A 19,794-nucleotide genomic window follows, 5' to 3' on the forward strand; every position below is an offset into this window, starting at 1 on the left:
CCCCTGATGGACCACCACGCTATCCGGCAGCCGTACCAGTACGTACGGACCGCCCTGGCCGAGCCGGACTGGCGCCGGCTGCCGGGCTGGCGCGGCGTCACCGAGGCCCAGTGGCGCGACGCCCAGTGGCAGCGCGCACACTGCGTCAAGAACCCCCGACAGCTGCGCGATGTCGCAGGCGCCCTGCTCACCGACCGGTTCTACGAGGAACTCGCCGCCGACCAGGCCGAGTCCGCGACGATGCCGATGCTGCTGCCGCCGCAGATGCTCAACACGATGGCGCCGCACGCCCCGGACGACCCCGCGGCGTTCACCGCGGCGTTCCTCGCCGACCCGGTGCGGCGCTACATGCTGCCCGTGCGCGCCGACCGGCACCCGCAGTGGCCGAGCCACCCCAAGGCCGAACGGGACTCGCTGCACGAGGCCGACATGTGGGTCGCGGAGGGCCTCACCCACCGCTACCCGACCAAGGTGCTGGCCGAACTGGTCGCCACCTGCCCGCAGTACTGCGGCCACTGCACCCGGATGGACCTGGTCGGCACCTCCACCCCCCAGGTCGCCAAGACCCGGCTGGTGCTGCGGCCCGTCGACCGGCAGGAGCAGATGCTCGACTACCTCAAACGCACCCCGGCCGTGCGCGACGTGGTGGTCTCCGGCGGCGACCTCGCCAACGTGCCCTGGCCGCAACTGGAGTCGTTCCTCCTCCGGCTGCTCGACCTCGGATCGGTGCGCGACATCCGGCTCGCCAGCAAGGCCGTCGTCGGCCTGCCGCAGCACTGGCTGCAGCCGCACGTCCTGGCCGGCCTCGGCCGGGTGGCGGCGCTCGCCGCCCGCCGCTCGGTCAACCTCGCGGTGCACACCCACGCCAACCACGTGCGGTCGGTGACCCCGTTGGTCGCCGAGGCCGCCCGGGCCATGCTCGACGCGGGCGTCCGCGACGTCCGCAACCAGGGCGTGCTGATGCGCGGCGTCAACGACACCCCCGAGGACCTGCTCGACCTCTGCTTCGCCCTCCAGGGCGAGGCGAACATCCTGCCCTACTACTTCTACCTCTGCGACCTGATCCCCGGCGCCGAGCACTGGCGGACCCCGCTCCACGAGGCCCAGCGCCTCCAGGAGGCGATCATGGGCTACCTGCCGGGCTACGCCACACCGCGGCTGGTCTGCGACGTCCCGCACGTCGGCAAGCGCTGGGTGCACCAGGCCGTGGCCTACGACCGCGAACGCGGCATCTCGTACTGGACGAAGAACTACCGCACCGCCCTGGAACTCCGCGCCCCCGACGGCACGGCACCCGAGGACCCGCTGGAGCAGCGCCACCCCTACTACGACCCGGTCGACACCCTGCCGGAGACCGGCCGCCGCTGGTGGTCCGAGCAGTCCGCACCGCCCGGCGGCTGAGCCGCTGCAGGACCACCCGCCCCGCACCCCGCCTGCGACACCCCTGTGAGGACGACGATGACCCCACCCGTACCGCAGCAGCCGGACACCGGATCCGACACCGGCCCCGGCGGCCCGCTGCGCCGGATGTGCTGGATCTTCCCCGACCGCGAGTCGACCCGCACCGGCGCCATGTGGAAGCACTACTTCTGGGACATGTACGCCGAGATCGCCGGGGCCATGGGGATGAGCTGGACGCGGCACTCGCCCGACGCCGTCACCGTCGACGGCACCGACCTCCGCCGGCCCCGCGTGTACGTCGACGACCAGGAGGTCAGCCCGCAGGACACCCTCTTTGTCACCGCGCTCTACTCGCTGCCCTACCAGTCGATGGACATCTTCAACCAGTACGCGCTGTACGCCGTGCTGGAGCAGGCCGGCTTCTACCTGCCGTTCCCGCCGCAGACGTCGCTCATCGGCAACGACAAGCTGGCCAGCCTGCTGTACCTCGCCGACGCACCCGTGCCGCCGATCCCGTCGGTGCGGATCGGCTCCGGCCGCGACGTCGGCAAGCACCTGTACGAGGTCGCGCTCGGTGGCATGAGCTACCCGGCGATCGTCAAGCCGGCCGGCTGGTGCGGCGGCGGCGGGATCAACCTGGCGCGCAGCGCCGAGGACGTCCGCGGCCTCGCCAGCCTCGCCCAGGGCGGCGACACCACCCTCGTCGTCCAGCCCTACCTCGGCGACGGCACCGTCGACCACCGGATCTACGTCGTCGACGGCAAGCCGTACGCGATGCTCAAGCGCATCCCCGAGGCCGGCTCGCCGGTCGCCAACGCCAGCCGCGGCGGCACCATGCAGTTCGCCGACATCCCGGACGAACTCGCCGTCGCCACCACCTGGTTCGCCGAGCGGCTGCCGATCCCGTTCTTCTGTATCGACTTCCTGCACGACGGCGAACGGTTCTGGTTCTCCGAACTCGAACCGGACGGCGTGATCGCCCCCGACTTCGAGGACCCGAACCGCTCGATCCAGCGGGACGTCACCCGCGCCCGCTTCGCCGCCTACCGGGACGCCCACGCGAAGTGGCTCGCCGACCGCGGCGAGGCCCCCGCCGACACGGACGCCGCCACGAGCCGGCCGGAAGCGAGCTGACACCGATGTTCTCCCTCACCCCCGACGCCGTCGAACCGCGGCTGCACGTCGCCCGACGCACCCTCGAACGGCTGCGGACCGTCCCCGAGCTGGCACCCCGCTATGCCGGGCACACCGAACCGCACAGCCTCCCCGACCTGGCCGCGCTGCCGCCGCTCGCCAAGGACGACCTCAACACCGCGCTCGCCCACCTGGCACCGAAGGCCGAACACGGCGCGACCTGGCTCTTCCAGAGCGGCGGCAGCACCGGTGCCCCCAAGATCGGCTACGCACCCACCGGCTTCTACATGGCCGGCGTGCACGCCCACTGGCAGCCGCTCGGCCCCGACGACGTGTTCGTCAACGCCTGGGGCGCCGGCCGGATGTGGGGCGCCCACTTCCTCGCCGCCGCGCTCGCCGACCTCTCCGGCTGCCAGATCATCGCGGTCGGATCGGTCGCCGCCGACGAGTACCCCGACTGGCTGTCGTTCTTCGCCGCCCGCGGGGTCACCGCCATCGGCGGCACCCCGAGCGTGCTGCGGCTCTGGTTCGCGCGCGCCCGCGCCGCCGGCATCACCCTGCCCGACCTGCGCAAGGCGCTCTGGCTCGGCGAGGCCTGGCAGCCGCAGCTCGCGGAGGACCTGGCCGCCGTCGCCCCGCAGGCCCGCCGGCACGGCATGTTCGGCAGCACCGAGACCTGGGTGGTCGGCACCAACGGCCCCGAGTGCCCGGCCGACACCTTCCACACCCTGCCCGAACAGCTGGTGCACGTCGGCCCCGACGACCTGCTCGACTTCACCACCCTCAACCCCGAGATGCTCAACCCCGTGCTCCGCTACCGCACCGGCGACGCCGGCCGCCTGGTCGCCTGCCCCTGCGGACGGCCCGGCCCGGCGATGCAGGTGCTCGGCCGCCGCGACAGCGTCGTCCAGGTCCGCGGTCTCGGCCTGCACGTCGAGGAGGTCGTCGCCCGGGCCGAGCGGGAACCCGGCGTCGCGCAGGCCCAGGTCCTGGTCACCGAACAGGGCGGCCGAGCCTGTGCCGTCGAGGTCCTGCTGCTGACCGCCCCCGGCACGGAGGTCGACACCGAGCGGCTGCGCAAGGAGATCCTCTCCGCGACCTTCACCCTCAGCACCGCCTTCCAGCACGACCCGCAGTCCTTCCGGGTACGCGCCGTCGACGCACTCATCAGCAACGGCCGCACCGGCAAGACGTCCGACCTCGTCGTCCGGGAGGACTCGTGAAACCGCGCCTGCCCGTCTCGCTCGGACGGGGCTTCAACCTGTTCTGGACCGGCCAGACCATCAGCACGGTGGGCGACCGCGTCACCGTCTTCGTCGTGCCCACCCTGATGATCTTCGTGCTGCACGCCTCCGCCCTGCAGGTCGGCATCGTGGCGATGGCCCAGTACCTCGGCATCCCGCTGCTCGGGCCGATCGCCGGCGTGCTCGTCGACCGCTGGGACAAGCGGTGGACCATGCTCGCCTGCGACCTCGTGCGGCTCGTCGCCGTCGGCATCATCCCGCTCGCCTACTGGCTCGGCTGGCTCTCCACCCCGCTGATCTTCGGCTGCGTCGCAGCGATCAGCGGCGCGACCATCTTCTTCACCGTCGGCTACCTGATCGCCGTGCCCGCCGTGGTGCCCAAGGACGACCTCGTCCGGGCCTACTCCCGCCTGGAGGGCAGCCGCTCCGTCTCCGAGGTCTCCGGTCCGTCCATCGCCGCAGCCCTCTACAGCGCACTCGGCGTCGCCGCCCTGCTCGTCGACGCCGCCAGCTACCTCGTCTCGGCGCTCTGCCTGCGCTCGATGCCCTCCTGGGGCGACCGGACGCCCGTCTCCGGCTCGGTCTGGGAGCGCCTCACCCTCGGCTTCCGGCTCAACTGGTCCGACCCGGTGCTGCGCCGGGTCGTCGTCGCCGCCATCACGCTGAACTGCGGCGGCCCCGTCTTCGTCACCGTACTGCCCGTCCTCGCCTACCGCGGACTCGGTGTCTCCGTCGCGGTGTTCGGCGCGGCCATGTCCGTCGCGGCGGTCGGCGCACTGCTCGGCGCCGTGGTCGCACCCAAGATCAGCGAGCGGTTCGGCACCGGCCGGACGATGGCGTACGGCCTCCTGCTGCACTGCCTGGTCGGCCTCGGCGTGCTCGCCGCCCCGGCGCTGCCGACCGGCCCGGTGATCGCCGTGACGATGGGCTGCTACGGCTTCTTCATGTCCTGCATCAACGTGTGCAGCGCACCCGCCCGCCAGTCCCGGATGTCCGCGCAGAACCAGGGCGTCATGCACGCCGCCTACCGCACCGTCACCTGGGGTGTCATCCCGCTGGCCGCCCTGGTCGGCGGTTGGGCCGTCAGCCTGCTGACCGGCTCCCTCGGCATCCTCGACGCCGCCCGCGTCGTCATGGCCGGCGGCACTCTGCTCGCCGCCTTCTCCTTCCTGCCCGCGATCCGGATCCAGCCCTTGCTGGACACCGCCGAACGCGAGAAGGCCCGGGCGGCGGCCGAGGACGGGGCGGCCGACGCGGCCCTCGCGGAGCGCACCTCATGACCACCACGCGCAAGACCGTGCTGATCACCGGAACCTCCTCCGGTATCGGCCTGGCCACCGCCGTCGCCGCCGCACGGGCCGGGTACGCCGTGGTCGCGACCATGCGCGAACCGGACCGCGCCGGGGCGCTGCGCGAGGCCGCCGCGCAGGCCGGCGCCGAGGTCGAGGTCCGCCGGCTCGACGTCACCGACGCCGACTCCGTCACCGCCTGCCTCGACGCCGTCGCGGGGGACCACGGACGGCTGGACGCGGTCGTCAACAACGCGGGCATCTCCAACTTCGACCCCACCCTGGAGATGTCGACCACGGCCGCGCTGCGGACCAACCTGGAGGTCAACTTCTTCGGGGTGATCGCCGTCAGCCGGGCCGCGATGCCGCTGCTGCGGGCCGCCCGCGGCAGCCTGATCACCATCGGCAGCGTGCACGGCGTCGTCGGCCAGCCGTTCAACGAGGCCTACTGCGCAGCCAAGTTCGCCGTCGAGGGCTTCATGGAGAGCCTCGCCCCGGTCGCCGCGGCGCACGGCGTGCGGGTGTCCCTGGTGGTGCCCGGCTTCGTCCGCGGCACCAATTTCGGCATCTTCCCGGACGTCAACCGCACCACAGTCCAGGCCGCCTCCGGCCCGTACGCAGACACCTTCGCCGACTACGTCGACTGGGTCCGCACCAAGGGCTGGGAGGGCGCCGGACAGCAACCGCAGGACGTCGCCGCGGTCGTGGTCGACACCCTCGGCGCCGCCGCACCGCCCTTCCGGATCCCGGCCGGCCGGTGGGCCGCCGACTACCTCGACCAGAAACTCACCGACCGGGACGGCAGGCGCGTCCAGACCCTCGCCCGCACCTGGATCGGCCGCCCCGGCCTGCCCTAGGAACCGCCCTCAACCGGCGCTCGGGTGGTCGGTTCAGGGGCGCGTGAGGGCATCTCCCGGCCGAAGGCCGGGGGAGAACTGCGCAATTCGGATGCGGGCCACCGTGTGGACCAGGGGGTGGGCCGGATCCGCGAGGAACACCACGCCCGGACTGAGCGTTCCCCCGCGCCCCTGCAAGCACCCGTGCGCCTCGAGTACACGCGCCAGCCGCCCCGACCCCCGCCCGGAGGACCCGTGCCCGCCAAATCCCTGCAGGAACTCGTCGACCACGCCCGCACCCGGTCGCCGTTCTACGCCGACGCCTACCGCGACGTCCCGCGGACGATCTCCCACATCACCCAGCTGCCCATCGTCGACCAGGACGCCTTCTGGGCCGCGAACCGTGCCGCCGGCAACCGCCTGCTCACCGGCCCGCTGACCGACGCCGGCGTCTACAAGTCCGGCGGCACCACCGGCGCCCCCAAACTGTCGCCGTGGACGCGCACCGAGCACGCCGAGGCACTCACCGCCTTCGGCGCGGGCATGGTCCGGGCCGGCCTCAAGCCCGGCCACCGGGTCGCCAACCTGTTCCGCGCCGGCGAGCTCTACAGCGGCTTCCTCTTCATCGAGGGCGCCCTGCACCACGCACCGGTCGACAACGTCCGCCTGCCGGTCGGCGGCGCCGCGCCCAACGAGTACATCGCCGACCTGGTCAACGGCTTCGGCGTGCACGTCCTGGCCGGCGAACCGATGAAGCTCACCGCCGTCGCCGAACACCTCGTCCGGCGCGGCGAGAGTGCCGAATCGGTCGAACTCCTGATGTTCGGCGGCGACCTGCTCTTCACCGACCTGCGGCCGCTGCTCGCCCGGGCCTTCCCCAAGGCGGCGATCTCCTCGATCGGCTACGCCTCCGTGGACGCCGGCCTGGTCGCCTCGCCCGTCCCCGGTGAGGACGTCCGGGTCCACGAGGCCTTCCCCGACCGCACGCTGGTCGAGATCGTCGACAGCGCGACCGGCGAGCCGATCACCACCCCCGGCGTCCCCGGACGCGTCGTCGTCACCAACCTGTTCCGCACCCTGATGCCGATCCTGCGCTACCCGGCCGGCGACCGCGCCGAGTGGCTCGACGGGGAGTGCCGCCGCTTCCGGCTGCTCGGCCGCTCCGATGAGGGCGGCCGGGTCGGCATCGTCTCCATGCCGAGCGAGGACGTCCGCGCCGTCCTCGTCGCCGCCGACCCCGGACGGCACATCGCCGGCATGCAGATGGTGCAGCGCCGCTGGGACGGGCGGGACGGCATCGTCCTGCGCCTCGGCTGCACCGAGCAGCCCCCCGCCGATCTCGCCGAACGGCTGATCGCCGCCGTGTACGCGGCCCGCCCCACCTACCCGGAGGAGGTCGCGGCCGGCGCGATCCACCCCCTCGCGATCGAGTGGGTGCCGCGCTCCGAGCTGGTCACCAACCCACGGACGGGCAAACTGCGCCAGGTCGTGGACGAGCGGCCGAAGGACTGACGCACCGCCGCATCGCGGGTGGACCGTCCCGCTCCCCGGAATACCTCAGCCGCTGAGCGGCTTTCCGGAGAGCGTGACGCTCTGCCCGCGGAATTCGGCGACCACCTTGCCGGTGGATTGCCGCACGGTGACGTCGTAGATTCCGTTCCGCCCCGATCGCGACCGTTCCGCCGCCTCCGCCAGCAACTCGTCGCCGACCGCCGCCGGAGCGAGGAACGTCACCTGGGCGGCCTGCGCGACGGTGACCGGGCCGTAGCTGTTGCACGCGTACGAGAACGCCGCGTCGGCGAGCAGGAAAATGAAGCCGCCGTGCGCGATGCCATGGCCGTTCACCATGTCGGCGGTCACCTTCATGCCCATGCGCGCATGCCCCGCGGACACGTCCTCGAGGGTGATTCCCAGTGATCGGCACGTCCGGTCGCGCTCGAAGAGCGCGGCGATCCGGGAATTCCCGGCAACGCCCGGCCCGGCATTCTCGCCCATATTCCCCCTGCCTCCCCCGGGACCGGCCCGAAACGCCCGTTGATCCGCTCCCGGGAATTACATCGAGCCGCACCATCACCTGTCAACGGTGACATGTTCGCCCATCAGGCCCGCGCCACGTGCCGGTGAATTCCCGGCGAGCCGGCCACCCCGCCGTGGTGAACGCGGAGCGGCCCCGGCCTCCGGGGTCGTTCACGAACTCCCGGTGCCGCCGTCGTCCGTGGTGACGTGGGCAACCGTGATCGTGCCGTCCGGGCGGAGCGTGAACCGGACGGGCTCCACGTCGGCGGTACGGGTGTCAGTCGCGCCGTAGGCCCTGAGCGTCAGGTCCTCCGCCTTGCCGTAGTGCAGGTCGGCCTCGGCCGCGTTCGCCCAGGCGTTCACCCGGACATGGACGGACCAGTGCTCCACGTCCACCGACCGCCAGGCCTCCCAACTGGCTTCCGGTAGGAACCCCGCGGCGGCCCCGCCCCGCACCCACAGGCCGCCGAGCACGACGGCGGCGGCCACCGCCAGACACACGACCCCCCTCAGCTTCATGATCGTGAACCTACCAGCCGACCGGACGCGCCCGGCCCACCGAAGGCGGGTGAACCTCGGGCACCGCCCGTCACCGACGACCCCGTGCGGCGTTGTGCGGGAGTGCGGCACACTGACGGCGGACGTCCGCCAAGGAGCCGCACGCACGACGACGATCACTCTCCAGGCAGGGGTGGCACGGTGGCAGACGGTACCCGGCGGGCGGAACCCGCGATGAATCCCGCGGTGCGCGACACGTACGGCCCGGCGGACCTGAGCCGGAACCCCGTGTTCGCCGGAGGGTTCATCAACTTCGGCCACTGGCAGGCGATCGACCTCACGCGGCCGCTGGACGAGTCCGACCGGATCCGCAGCCAGCAGGACCTCTACCGACAGGTCCTCCGGGCCGCCGCCCCGCCGGACGAGCCGGAGATCCTCGAAGTCGGCTGCGGGCTCGGCGTGGGCTGCGCCCTCGTTCTGGGCGAGTACGGCCGCGCCACCGTCACCGGCATGGACATCCACCCCGAGCAGCTGCAGCGGGCGCGCGACACCCATGCCGACCTGCTGCGCCGGGAGCCGGAGCGGCTGCGGTTCGTCCGGGGCGCGGCCGAGCGCATGCCGTTGGAGGGCGGCGGGTTCGACGCCGTGATCAGCGTGGAGGCCGCCCAGCACTTCCCGGACGTCCATGCCTTCGCCGGGGAGGTGTCGAGGGTCCTGCGGCCAGGTGGCCGGGCGGCCGTCGCCAGCTTCTTCACCGTCGACGACGCGCCCGGCCGGTCCGAGGAACTCGCCGGCCTGCTGGACACCTTCGCCAACGGTCTGGACATCGCCCGCCCGGTTCAGCGGCTCGCGGACGCATTCACCGGGGCCGGTCTCGCCGGCGTGCACGTCGAATCGATCGGACGTCACGTCTGGCCGGGCTGGGACCTGTGGCTGAGCCGCTGGTGGGCTCCGGAGACCTGGCCGCGGAACTTCCTGCGGGCCTACGAGCGGGGAATCCTCGACTACTACCTCGTCACGGCGGAGCGGCCGCGGTAGCGCCCACGGCCGGCGCGCGGGCACCGCTTCAGCAGGTCCGGGGTGCCGACGGCCCGCCGGTGACGGCGGGGCGGACCTTGGTGAGCATGAGCTCAAGGAACTGCTCGGGCTCGCGGAACGACGCGAAGTGCGAGGCCCCCCGGATCAGGGCGAAGTCCTTGACCGGGGCGGTGACCGCGTCGAAGAACGCGCGTGCCGGCGCGGGCGGGGTGAGGACGTCGCCCTCGCCCTGGAAGACGAAGAACGGGATCGCGAAGTCGGTGCCCTCGGCCCACTCGTCGACCGCCATGGCCTGCGGCCCGAGCTGCTCGGAGAAGGTCATGCCCTTGAGGTAGGTCCGCAGCTCGCGCAGCGTGTGCAGCGGGGAGAACCAGAGCGAGCGGACGACCACGGTCTTCATGGTGTCGTAGGTCAGCGGGTCGCTGGTGACGACGAACTTGTTGAACCGCGACCACTGGTGGGTCGTCCAGGTGCCTGCCGCCGGGCCCGTCGCGGTGACCTCGGCCAGCTCCCTGCGCTTGCCGGCCGCGCGCAGCCGGGCCATGAGGGCCTCGTACGCGGGGTGGACGTGGCCGCCGGACAGGATGTTCTGGTCGGTCCCCACGTACGCGGAGTACAGGTCCGGGTGGCTGCGGGCCAGGCGCAGGCCGAGGACCGTACCGATGGAGTTGGCGACCAGCAGCACCTTCGGGACGCCGAGCCTGCCGCGGACGTACTCGGTGACCTCCAGGGCGTCGCGGTGGAGCCGGTCCAGCGTCATCTCGCCCTGTCCGGACGGGCCGCCGCGGCCGAAGGTCCTGCCGCCGCCGCGGACGTCCCAGCGCACGACGGTGAAGTGCCGCTCCCAGCTGCGGGTGCGGGGGAGGAACGCGAGGTTGGAGGCGCCGGGCCCGCCGTGGATCTCCAGGATCACGGGGTTGGCGAGGTCGTCGCCGCGGATCGAGACCCACTGGTCGATGCCGCCGACGCGGACGAATCCGGCCTCGTCGATCCCGGCGGCGCCGGTGATGCGCAGGAGTGCGGCGTTGGCGCGGCGCCTGAGCGCGCGGTGGCCGAGCAGGCCGGCGGCCGGAGCGGCGAGTGCGGCGGCCGAGGCGGTGAGGACGGTGACGAGCACGATGGATCCCCCAAACTGTTTACGTCATCAGCAGTTGCTGCGGCTTTAAGGTATAAACAGTTGTCGCCGGGTGTCAACCGGCCCGGCGCGCAGAACCGTTGTGGAGGGCTGCATGGCCAAGGAGAAGGCGCGTGACCTGCGCGCGGGCGTCGCACTGCTGTGGGGCGAGCAGGACCGGCCCACCCGCGGGCCCAAGCCGAGCCTCACCCCTGGACGGATCGCCGAGGCCGCGGTCGCCCTCGCGGACGCCGAGGGGCTGGACGCCGTCTCCATGAGCAAGGTCGGCGCCGAGTTCGGGGTGTCCGCCATGGCGCTCTACCGCTACGTGCCCGGCAAGGCCGAACTCGTCGAACTGATGGTGGAGTCCGTCCTCGCCGAGGCCCCCGACCTGTCGACCGCCGGGCCGGGGTGGCGCCGGCAGACGGTCGAGTGGGCCCGCTGTTCCGAGCGGGTCCACCGGGCCCACCCCTGGCTCCTCGCCGCCACCGCCATGCGCCGCCAGCTCATGGGCCCCCACCAGCTCGGCTGGCTGGAGGCGGCGCTCACCGCGCTCGCCCCCACCGGCCTGACGGCCGCCCAGCAGCACCGCGTCTTCGTCCTCGTCGCCGGGTTCGTGCGCACCCACGTCCAGCAGCTCGTCGACTTCGACGAGGAGCACAGCCGTGAATGGGGCCTGCTCACCGCCGAGCTCCTCGCCCGCCACGCCGAGCGCTTCCCCGCCCTCACGGCCGCCCTGGAAGCCGGCGCGTTCGCCCCCGAGACGGCCGACCCGGACGCCGCCGACTCCCTCCGTTTCGGCCTCGACCGCATCCTCGACGGCGTCCAGCTCCTCATCGACCGGGGTCACTGAATCCTGCCGGCCTGCTGCAGATCGCGGCCCACGCGGCCGAGCCGGGTTCGATGCGGGTCTCGTCCTCCGCGAGGACGGTGCGACGGGGGTGCACCGGGAAGTAGACCTCGACGGGCGCCTGCTCGTCGTGGTTGTCGAGGCGTGCCGTGGGGATGCGCAGGAAGAACGCCGGCACCAGCAGGAGGGCCCGCCCGCCGAGGTGGAGGTCCACGTCGTGCGGGAGGTGGCACTGGACGGTCAGGACGGGGAACTCCCAGCCGATGGACGGGTGCAGACCGCTCAGCACGGCCCCGGGCCCGACCGCCGTGGTGTCGAAGGCGGTTTGGACGGCGTGCTCCACGTACGACCGGGCCGGCGCGATCGCCAGCCGGCGGTAGACGTCGAGCATCCGGGCCAGCCGGTCGGTCGCCTCCGGCCGCCGGTGGTGGACGTCGACGACCCACTGCGGCAGCCCCGGACGCATGGTGCGTGCCGAGGTCGGATCGGACAGAGCCCGCGCCTCGGTCAGCGGCCGCACCGCCGCCGGTCCGTCGCTCAGCGTCGCCGCACCCGTCGGGGCCATGAGGAGTTCGAGCACGGCGCCGTCCTCGGGTGCCGCGAGGTCGAAGAGGGCTGATTCGCGCCGGCCGACGGCGGGACGGAGAAGTTCTACGACGCCACGGAGTGGATGACCTACCTCGTCGACCACTTCCTCAAGCCCGGCGCAGCCGCCCAGGGCCACCCCGGGTTCGAGCACTTCACCTTCGACCACGTCCTCAACGGCACCATCGAAGCGGTGGGCGAGGAACCGGGCGACGCATGGCGGCTCGTCGTCCGGGACAACACCGTCACCACGGTCGAACCCGACCTCGGCGAACCCGACTGGATGCGAAAGCTGCCTGCGGATCGTCGACGGTGAGGACACAACGTGCTGCGCCGACGCGGAGACGACACCGGTGTGGCCGGTCCGGCCTGCCGGGCGCCCGAGTGGCGTCGGTGGCGTCCTCCCGGCGTGATCAGCGACGGCGAGGCCCGTCACCCGGGGGCCCGACTCCGCGACTCGGGCGCTGCTCGCGGCTGTGCGCCGACGCATCGGGAGAGTACGGGCTCGCTGCGTGACGGCATCCCGTTCGCGGCCGCGCCCCCCGTGCCGCGAACGGGGTGGGGCACCGGGCCTGCGGGACGAGCGGACCGGCGGCCGGTTCGGCTGTCGTTCCGGCAGATCACCGCCGCTCAGACGCGGCGATTCCCGTACCGATCAGGGGACTTGATGGGGTGTTCGATGCAGGGACCCGCCGCCGCAGACTCCGCCGACCGGACCTCCGACGGTCGGTCACCCGGTGGCGCCGCACCGCCCATCCGCGAAGACCTGGGGCGTGGTCGCCGCGGTGGTCAGCGCGGCGGCGGGTGTGGCCAGCGCGATCGCAGCGTTCACGGGCGGCGGTTCGGGTCGTCCGCTGCGCCCGAGCCGGCGCCGCAGGTGACCGTCACGGTGGCCGGGCAGGGCTCGGCCGTAGCCACGGGCGGTGCCGCGACGGTCGCCTCCCCGGCGCCGGCGGGCGCCGGCACAGGGGCCGCGGTGCGCTGGTCGGGGAAGTTCCTCATCGGCATGGAGGCCAACGACCTGTCGGCGTTGCCGCCCCGCAAGGGAACGGGTGTCGTCAACTATCCGAGCCCACGGCGCAGCGGAAGCAGCGGGATGATGATCAAGGGCCAGGTCGCACCCTGGGAGGGAGGCGGGAGAGCCCACGGCGGAGCGGGGTCGGGAGCTCCTGCAGACGCCGGCGCGCCGGCAGGTCGACGTGGCCGAGGGCGACCGGGTCTGCGGGGTCAACGAGAGTGCGCCGATCGGCGTGCTGACCGTCACCGCGGCCCACTGCGACCAGGGCGGCTACGGCGAGCTGGACGCCGACCTGAAGGTGTGGAACGTCCGGCTCGGCCACCGACCCCGGGCTCGGCGTACCGTCCGCCCGCCCCGTTCCGGCGCGACGGCGGACCGCCGGCGATCTGTGGCCGCGGTGCGGATCGGCCGTCGAGGGTGCCGCTCGGTGCCGACGGCGCACGGGAACGGGCCGGCCCCGGCGCCGATTACCGGGGGCCGGCCCGTCCTGCTCACGCGGTGGTGCGGCGGGTGGTCCGCTTGGCCGGTGTCGCCTTCTTGGCGGTGCGCGGCGCGGTCTTCTGCGCCGTGGCGGTCTTCTTCGCGGGCGCCGTCGACTTCTTCGCCGTCGCCGTGGTCTTCCGTGTCGTCGTCTTCTTGGCGGGCGTCGCGGTCTTCTTCACCGCGGCGGTGGTCTTCTTGGCCGTGGTGGCCGTCTTGGCGGTGGTGGTCTTCCGTGCGGTGGTCTTCTTGGCCGCGGCCGGCGCGGTGGCGGCAGCGGCTGCGGTGCGCTTCGCGGTAGCCCGCTTGCGGGCGGGTGCGGCAGCGGCGGACTTGCCCGCGGTGAGCGAGCCCTTGGGGGCCTTGGCCGTGGCCGGACCGGACTTGGGCAGCTTCTTCGCGCCGGAGACCAGGTCCTTGAAGCCCTGGCCGGGGCGGAAGCGCGGCACGTTGGTCTTCTTGACCCGCACGCGCTCGCCGGTCTGAGGGTTGCGGGCGTAGCGGCCGGCGCGCTCCACCTTCTCCAGCGTGCCGAAGCCGGTGACCTGCACGCGCTCCCCGGCCACCACGGCACGGACCATGGCGTCGAGGACCGCGTCCACGGCGTCCTCTGCGGCGGTGCGGCTGCCGAGCTGCCCGGCCACCGCTTCGACGAGTTGTCCCTTGTTCATGACGACATCTCCACAACCACATCGGGGATGGTTTGTCCTGTTTCATCCTCAACATAGAGGCCATTCAGGCCTCCCGCCCGCCCAGCGGGGGTGTCGCGGGCACATCGTGCCGTCGGAATCCGGGCCCTGGGACGGCGATCCGTGCCCTCGCGGCCGCGTCACCTGCGTCAACAGGGCTGGTGGGGACCTTCGATCGGCCGGTTCCGCACCGGTCTCCGCCGGTCCCGGCCGCACGCCCGGGTGGGGGCCGACGCCCGGGTCGACCGGCTGCCGAGCCGGGGCACGGGCAGGCGGCAGCTGCTCCACCGGATCCCAACTGCCGGACGCGGCGGACCGGGCGAGGGGGTGTCGCGGGCCGGGCGCGTGGGGCGGCCGCTCCTCGGCGGCCCGCCTGACACGCATCCCGCCGCCCGCGCCGCGCGGGCGTCCACACCGTGGCGGGTGCCGCGGTGCGCGGACCCCGGCCCGGATGCCGGGCGATGTGCACGGCCGGGTGGACCGGCTGCCCGGCGTCCGACAGCCGCACGGCCCCGCACGAGAGGGTGCTCGGGCCCACCGGTCGCGGAGGCCGCCAGTAGCCCGCGGCCGGCCAGGAGTTCCACAGGGAGGTCGGAGGCGGCGCCCGTCTCCGCCTCGCAGGTCAGAGGCCCCTGCTCGGCCCACGGACCTGGGCCGACGCATCCGCTGGGCGCCGCGCGACGGCCGGTACGGCGAGCGCGACCAGGCGGGCCGGCGCTGCCAAACCACCGCGGGGCGTGGTCGCGGCGGCTGCCGATGCCGCGATCAGCGGGCCTCCGGCGTCGCCGAGTTCGCGGCCGGGTTCGGCGGCGCCCATGGTCCGCACGGGCCGCTCGCCGGGCGCCGCGGCCGGGAGTGGAGCGAGGGCGGGCGGGGGGTGACGAGATCCGTGGCGGCCCGGTCGGGCACGGCCGCGGGCGGCAGACCGGCGAGGCCGGGAAGCACAGCCACCGCCGGGCCGGCCGCGGTGAGCGGCAGGTGCCGCCGTACCGGTCCTCTTCTCGTCCAACGCCCGGCCCGCGCGGGGCTGGACGGCCGGTGGAGCAGAGCGTCGACAGGGATGCCGCCGAACCGGTGGCGACCGGTCCGGGGCCGGCGGCGGCTGCATCAAGGAGGCGTCGGCGAGCCGGCGGCGGGATCGAGGACGGTCCGGCCGGCGCGCGGGAGCGGCGCCACCACCGGGACCGCGACGGCGGCCAGGACGCCGACCGCCCCGGCGAGGAGGGCGGTCACCGCGAACAGCAACGGCAGTCCGCCCGGTCACACCAGTGCGCCGCCGAGCAGCGGCCCGCGGTGTGGCCGGTGCCCTTCCAGAGGCCGTGGCCGCCGAGGGCGCACCCGTTCCCGGAGCGCGGGTTGAGGCGCGCAGCCGGCGTCGGCGCGGCCGGGGAGGCCGGGGAGGCGGCAACGACCTGCCCGAGCCGCGCCGGCCACAGCAGCCCGTGCTGTCGGACGGCGCGAACCACGCCGAGGCGGCGGCGAACGCGGCCAGCCTGCCGAGCGGTACCGGCCGCGGGCCGATCCGGTCGGCCAGTGTGGCGAACGCCGGCTGAGGAGGACCTCGGCCCCGTCGTGGAGCGCGCGCAGTGCGCCGACTGCCGGCCAGGACGGTGAACCCGGCCGCGTACAGCGGCCGCAGCTCCCGCCACGCGGCTCGGCCCTCGCTCCGCGTTCCGGCCGGGACCGGCACCGCGGGAGGAGATCGCCCGCCGTGCACGGGGATGCGTCGTCACATTGCCGAAAGTGGCAACCGTTACATTGGGGAGGAAAAGGGCGCCGATCGGACGAGGTGGCTGATGCACTCGATCACCGACTGGCTCGCCGGCCTGTCCGGCCCGGTCGTGTACGCGGTCGTCGGTGCCCTGGTCTTCGCCGAGGACGCGCTGTTCTTCGGCTTCGTGATCCCCGGAGAGACGGCCGCCGTCCTCGGCGGTGTCCTCGCCCACCAGGGCAAGGTCTCCCTCGGCCTGATGATCCTGGTCGTGGTCGGCGCGGCGATCCTGGGCGACTCCGTCGGTTATGAGGTCGGCCACCGGGCGGGCCCGGCGATCCTCGGCACCCGCCCCATGCGGCGCCACGGGGCGCGCATCGCCAAGGCCCAGGACCTGATCCGCCGGCGCGGCCCGGCCGCCGTCTTCCTCGGCCGGTTCATCGCGTTCTTCCGCGCGATGATGCCCGCCCTGGCCGGCATCTCCCACATGCCCTACCGCCGTTTCCTCCTCTTCAACGCCCTCGGCGGCATGGCCTGGGGCGTCGGGTTCACCCTCCTCGGCTACTTCGCCGGGGCCGCGTACACCCGGGTCGAGGGCCTCGTCGGCCGGGCCCTCGCCATCGCGCTCGCCGTCGTCGTGGTGGTGGCCCTGACCGTCTGGCACCTGCGTCGCCGCAGGAGCGAGTCCGGTACGCCGAGCCGTGGCGGCCGCGACGAGAGGCCCTGACCTCGGTGGTCCGCGGTGTGCGCCCGGACCGGTCCCGGGGCTGGCGCCCGCGCCGATGGCGTCCCGGAGCGGCCGTCGCCCGGGTCGCCAAGAGGCCGCGACGACAGCGGAGTTGGGGGCCGCGCCGCTCGCTCTCGTCCAGTGGTGGTGGCCGTGCCGGCCGAGGGACTCCGCGGGGGTCACTCCGGAGCGGTTCCACGGCGGCACGGGCCGGCCGGCCGGACCCGGGTGGCGTTCCCGACCGCGTGGCGCGTCGCTGCTACTCCTCGCTCGACCCGCGGGCCGCGAGCACCTCGCGGACTGCCGCGGGCAGGGCCGTCCGGTCCTCGTAGAACGTCATGAACGGGTCGTAGCGCGAGTCGGTCAGGCGCAGGGCGGCCGCCTTGGTGAGCTCCACGTTTCTCCGTGTCCTGGGTGATCGGGCGCGCAGCACGTCGAGCATGACCGGCTCGAGAGCCGGGTGGGTCCGCCGGTCCTGCACCAGCTGCACCAGGGCGACCCGCTGCGGCCAGTCCTCCAGCGTCCAGTAGAGCTGCACGAGACCCTCGACGTGCTCGTTGCGGACGTCGGGACGTGCGAACTCGATCTCGACCCAGGACAGGGACCGGACCAGGGAACGGAACCGCGCAAGCTCGTGCATGCGCGGCATCCTGTGCAGCCGGCCGCCCGGGGTGAGGTCCGGGTGCCGCGCAGCCGGTCGGCGTGGGCGGAGGGCCAGATGGCGAAGGACGTCGGTTCCGGGTCGGGTTCGCGGACGACCTCGAGGTCGCGGCCCTGACGAGCCGTTCGACGATCTTCTCCTCGGCCACGCGATGCCCCGCGTCCACCCGTGCCCGCGGTGGACGCGGCACCCTCCGGCGGGCCCCGGGCAGCGGCTCCCGGCCAACGGTGTTCCGCCGTGCCGAGGACCGTCCGGTCCACTCTCCCGTGACGCCGGGAGCGCATGTCATCATGTGAAGACATCGCATGATGACGAACGAGCCGAGAGGTGGACCGGCCATGCGGGCGAGCGCGGTGACGGACGCGTCGGGACGGCAGCGGGCCCTGGTGCCGGTGCTGGTGTTCCTCGGCACGGTGGTGGCCGTGATCAGCAGTCTCGGGGCGCCGATGATCCCGACGATCGCGGCCGTCGACCACGTCTCCCTCTCGGACGCCCAGTGGTCGCTGACCGTCACGATGCTGGTCGGCGCGGTGGCCACCCCCGTCATGGGGCGGCTCGGCGACGGCCCGCACCGCCGCACCGTCATGCTGGCCGCCGCCGCGACCGTCCTCGCCGGCAGCGTCCTCGCCGCCCTTCCGCTGGGCTTCGGCGCCCTGGTGACCGGCCGGGCTCTGCAAGGCGTCGGACTCGGCCTCACCCCGCTCGCCATCGCGACCGCCCGCAACAGCGTGCCCGGCGAGCGGTCGCGCTCCGCCCTTTCCATCCTCTCCCTCACCACGGTTGCGGGCGTCGGCCTCGGCTACCCGCTCACCGGACTGATCGCCCAGTCCCTCGGCGTGCACGCCGCCTTCTGGTTCGGCGCTGCCATCAGTGCCGCGGCACTCACGGCCGGCATCCTCGTCCTGCCGCCGACCGCGCACCGACCCGCGCGGCCGCTGGACCTGCTCGGCGCCTGCCTGCTCGGCCTCGGCCTCGGCGGACTGCTGCTCACCCTCAGCGAGGGCGAGGCCTGGGGCTGGACGTCCCCCGGGCTGGTCCTGCTCGCGACCGGCTCGGTGCTCCTGCTCCTGTGGTGGGCTCGGCACGAACTGCGCACCGCGCACCCGCTGATCGACCTCCGCTCGCTGCGCAACCGCGTGGTGCTCACCGCCGACGTGGCCGGGCTGGTCGCCGGCGTCGGGATGTACCTGCTGATGTCACTGGTGACCAGGTTCGTGCAGACGCCCCCCGCTGCGGGTTACGGATTCGGTGCCTCGGTCACGGTGGCCGGTCTGGCGCTGCTGCCGTTCTCCGTGGCCAGCATCATGACCAGCCGGATCGCACCGCACCTCGCCCGCCGCACCGGCACCGCGGCGATCCTGCCGACCGGCTGTGCGGTCTCGCTGGTCGCGACGCTCGCCTTCCTGTTCGGCCGCGACCGCCTGTGGGAGCTGTTCATCGTGATGGGCCTCGCCGGTCTGGGCGTCGGCCTGACCTTCGCCGTCATGCCCGGGCTGATCGTCGGCGCGGTGCCCGCCCACGAGACCGGCAGCGCGATCAGTTTCAACCAGGTGCTCCGCTACGTCGGCTACTCCACGGGCAGTGCGCTGAGCGGAGCGGTGCTGCAGGCTCACACGCCCGCCGGCCACACCCTGCCGACGGGGGACGCCTACGGGGCCGCCGCGCTGATCGGCTGCGCGGTGTGGGCGGTGGTCGGTGCGGCTACCATCGTGCTGCCACGGCGGGGTTCCGCGGTGGCGGCGGGCCCGTCCGGCCGGCCCGCGGGCCCGGACGCCGCCGGCGCGGCGTTCACCGGAGAACGGCCGCGGACGGGTGTCCGCGCCACGGGCGGCGAGGGCGACGGCGTCCGGGAGGAGGGAGCACCCGCGTGAGCGACGGGACCGGCGGGGAGCGGCGGCGGGATGCGGCCCGCAGCCGGGAGCTGCTGCTGCGGGCGGCCGTCGAACTCTTCGCCGAGCGCGGCTTCGACCGCACCACCATCCGTGAGATCGGCGAACGGGCCGGCGTCGACCCGGCACTGATCGCCCGCTACTTCGGGGGCAAGACCCAGCTGTACCTGGCCACTGTCCAGGCCGAGCACGGCGACGCCACACCGGCCGACCTCCTCGACGAGGAGCGCCTCGCCGGACTGCTGGACCGCTTCGAACAGCGCGGACCCGGGCCGGGCTTGCAGACCGTCGTCCTGCCCTCCGACGACTCGGCCGTCCAGGACGCCGTCCGCGCCCACCTGCACCGCCGACTGGTCGACCCGCTGCGGGAACGCCTCGAACGCGAGGGCGTCGACCGCCCGCAGTTGCGCGCCGAACTGGCCGTCGCGGCCTTCACCGGCGTCCTCCTCGCCCGCAGCAGCGCCGGGATGCCCCACCTGGCCGCCGCGGACCCGGCCGAGGTCCGCACCCTCCTGCACGACCTCCTCGCCGCCGCCGCCGGCCGGGCCCCGGACACCGGAACTCCCTCCTGAGGCCGCGACCGTCCGTGGCGCCGGGGCTGCGGCCTTCTATCT

The 19,794-nt window shown here is 73.7% G+C and carries 19 protein-coding genes; 12 read left to right on the forward strand and 7 right to left on the reverse strand.

Features of this window, described 5'->3' with window-relative positions; translation table 11 throughout:
- Positions 1 to 6: 6 nt before the first annotated feature.
- The 6 genes from KSNIM_RS36595 (at position 7) to KSNIM_RS36620 (ending at position 7,416) form a co-directional block, all read left to right on the forward strand.
- Complete coding sequence (locus tag KSNIM_RS36595) at positions 7 to 1,401, forward strand: KamA family radical SAM protein (RefSeq protein WP_263107491.1); 1,395 nt, start codon at positions 7 to 9, stop codon at positions 1,399 to 1,401.
- Positions 1,402 to 1,458: 57 nt separating this feature from the next.
- Positions 1,459 to 2,535 (forward strand): RimK family alpha-L-glutamate ligase, encoded by a 1,077-nt coding sequence (locus KSNIM_RS36600; RefSeq protein WP_263107492.1) that lies wholly within the window; start codon positions 1,459 to 1,461, stop codon positions 2,533 to 2,535.
- Between the two features lie 5 nt (positions 2,536 to 2,540).
- Positions 2,541 to 3,758, forward strand: a complete 1,218-nt coding sequence (locus KSNIM_RS36605; protein ID WP_263107493.1) for a phenylacetate--CoA ligase family protein — start codon at positions 2,541 to 2,543, stop codon at positions 3,756 to 3,758.
- The gene (locus KSNIM_RS36610; RefSeq protein WP_263107494.1) at positions 3,755 to 5,059 is read left to right on the forward strand and encodes an MFS transporter; all 1,305 of its coding nucleotides are present in this window, start codon (positions 3,755 to 3,757) and stop codon (positions 5,057 to 5,059) included. The genes KSNIM_RS36605 and KSNIM_RS36610 overlap by 4 nt, the downstream gene beginning before the upstream one ends.
- Entirely contained in the window at positions 5,056 to 5,925 is an 870-nt protein-coding gene (locus KSNIM_RS36615) for an SDR family NAD(P)-dependent oxidoreductase (protein ID WP_263107495.1), read from the forward strand. The genes KSNIM_RS36610 and KSNIM_RS36615 overlap by 4 nt, the downstream gene beginning before the upstream one ends.
- Positions 5,926 to 6,159: 234 nt before the next feature.
- A complete protein-coding gene (locus KSNIM_RS36620; RefSeq protein WP_263107496.1) occupies positions 6,160 to 7,416 on the forward strand; it encodes a phenylacetate--CoA ligase family protein in 1,257 nt (418 codons plus the stop codon).
- A gap of 45 nt (positions 7,417 to 7,461) precedes the next feature.
- On the opposite strand, the gene paaI is transcribed toward KSNIM_RS36620, so the two are convergent.
- Both paaI and KSNIM_RS36630 read right to left on the reverse strand, forming a co-directional pair.
- On the reverse strand, positions 7,462 to 7,899 hold the full coding sequence (gene paaI, locus KSNIM_RS36625) for a hydroxyphenylacetyl-CoA thioesterase PaaI (RefSeq protein WP_263107497.1): 438 nt from the start codon (positions 7,897 to 7,899) through the stop codon (positions 7,462 to 7,464).
- A 192-nt stretch (positions 7,900 to 8,091) separates the two neighbouring features.
- Positions 8,092 to 8,439: a hypothetical protein gene (locus KSNIM_RS36630; protein ID WP_263107498.1), complete on the reverse strand. Its 348-nt coding sequence runs from the start codon at positions 8,437 to 8,439 to the stop codon at positions 8,092 to 8,094.
- 213 nt (positions 8,440 to 8,652) lie between these two features.
- Here KSNIM_RS36630 and KSNIM_RS36635 point away from each other — a divergent pair, with 213 nt between their 5' ends.
- Complete coding sequence (locus tag KSNIM_RS36635) at positions 8,653 to 9,456, forward strand: class I SAM-dependent methyltransferase (protein ID WP_263107499.1); 804 nt, start codon at positions 8,653 to 8,655, stop codon at positions 9,454 to 9,456.
- Positions 9,457 to 9,484: 28 nt separating this feature from the next.
- Here KSNIM_RS36635 and KSNIM_RS36640 read toward each other — a convergent pair whose 3' ends face one another.
- On the reverse strand, positions 9,485 to 10,573 hold the full coding sequence (locus tag KSNIM_RS36640; protein ID WP_263107500.1) for an alpha/beta hydrolase: 1,089 nt from the start codon (positions 10,571 to 10,573) through the stop codon (positions 9,485 to 9,487).
- A gap of 112 nt (positions 10,574 to 10,685) precedes the next feature.
- Here KSNIM_RS36640 and KSNIM_RS36645 point away from each other — a divergent pair, with 112 nt between their 5' ends.
- The gene (locus KSNIM_RS36645; RefSeq protein WP_263107501.1) at positions 10,686 to 11,423 is read left to right on the forward strand and encodes a TetR/AcrR family transcriptional regulator; all 738 of its coding nucleotides are present in this window, start codon (positions 10,686 to 10,688) and stop codon (positions 11,421 to 11,423) included.
- Here KSNIM_RS36645 and KSNIM_RS36650 read toward each other — a convergent pair.
- A complete protein-coding gene (locus tag KSNIM_RS36650; protein ID WP_263107502.1) occupies positions 11,404 to 12,000 on the reverse strand; it encodes a hypothetical protein in 597 nt (198 codons plus the stop codon). The two genes, KSNIM_RS36645 and KSNIM_RS36650, sit on opposite strands and share 20 nt — an antisense overlap.
- 90 nt (positions 12,001 to 12,090) lie before the next feature.
- Between KSNIM_RS36650 and KSNIM_RS36655 the strand changes: the two genes are divergently transcribed.
- A complete protein-coding gene (locus tag KSNIM_RS36655; RefSeq protein WP_263107503.1) occupies positions 12,091 to 12,321 on the forward strand; it encodes a hypothetical protein in 231 nt (76 codons plus the stop codon).
- Between the two features lie 1,193 nt (positions 12,322 to 13,514).
- Here the strand turns inward: KSNIM_RS36655 and KSNIM_RS36660 are convergent.
- The gene (locus KSNIM_RS36660) at positions 13,515 to 14,174 is read right to left on the reverse strand and encodes an HU family DNA-binding protein (RefSeq protein ID WP_263107504.1); all 660 of its coding nucleotides are present in this window, start codon (positions 14,172 to 14,174) and stop codon (positions 13,515 to 13,517) included.
- A gap of 1,125 nt (positions 14,175 to 15,299) precedes the next feature.
- The gene (locus tag KSNIM_RS36665) at positions 15,300 to 15,437 is read right to left on the reverse strand and encodes a hypothetical protein (protein ID WP_263107505.1); all 138 of its coding nucleotides are present in this window, start codon (positions 15,435 to 15,437) and stop codon (positions 15,300 to 15,302) included.
- A gap of 551 nt (positions 15,438 to 15,988) precedes the next feature.
- On the opposite strand from KSNIM_RS36665, the gene KSNIM_RS36670 reads away from it, so the two are divergent.
- On the forward strand, positions 15,989 to 16,630 hold the full coding sequence (locus KSNIM_RS36670; protein WP_263107506.1) for a DedA family protein: 642 nt from the start codon (positions 15,989 to 15,991) through the stop codon (positions 16,628 to 16,630).
- Between the two features lie 259 nt (positions 16,631 to 16,889).
- Here KSNIM_RS36670 and KSNIM_RS36675 read toward each other — a convergent pair whose 3' ends face one another.
- Positions 16,890 to 17,270 carry a hypothetical protein gene (locus KSNIM_RS36675; RefSeq protein WP_263107507.1) on the reverse strand — a complete coding sequence of 127 codons (381 nt, stop codon included), beginning with the start codon at positions 17,268 to 17,270 and terminating at the stop codon, positions 16,890 to 16,892.
- Between the two features lie 359 nt (positions 17,271 to 17,629).
- Here KSNIM_RS36675 and KSNIM_RS36680 point away from each other — a divergent pair, with 359 nt between their 5' ends.
- Positions 17,630 to 19,162, forward strand: a complete 1,533-nt coding sequence (locus KSNIM_RS36680) for an MFS transporter (RefSeq protein ID WP_263107508.1) — start codon at positions 17,630 to 17,632, stop codon at positions 19,160 to 19,162.
- The gene (locus KSNIM_RS36685) at positions 19,159 to 19,752 is read left to right on the forward strand and encodes a TetR/AcrR family transcriptional regulator (RefSeq protein WP_263107509.1); all 594 of its coding nucleotides are present in this window, start codon (positions 19,159 to 19,161) and stop codon (positions 19,750 to 19,752) included. Before KSNIM_RS36680 ends, KSNIM_RS36685 begins: the two co-directional genes overlap by 4 nt.
- Positions 19,753 to 19,794: the final 42 nt, after the last annotated feature.

The sequence above is a fragment of the Kitasatospora sp. DSM 101779 genome, from assembly GCF_025655475.1.
Taxonomy (GTDB): Bacteria; Actinomycetota; Actinomycetes; order Streptomycetales; family Streptomycetaceae; genus Kitasatospora.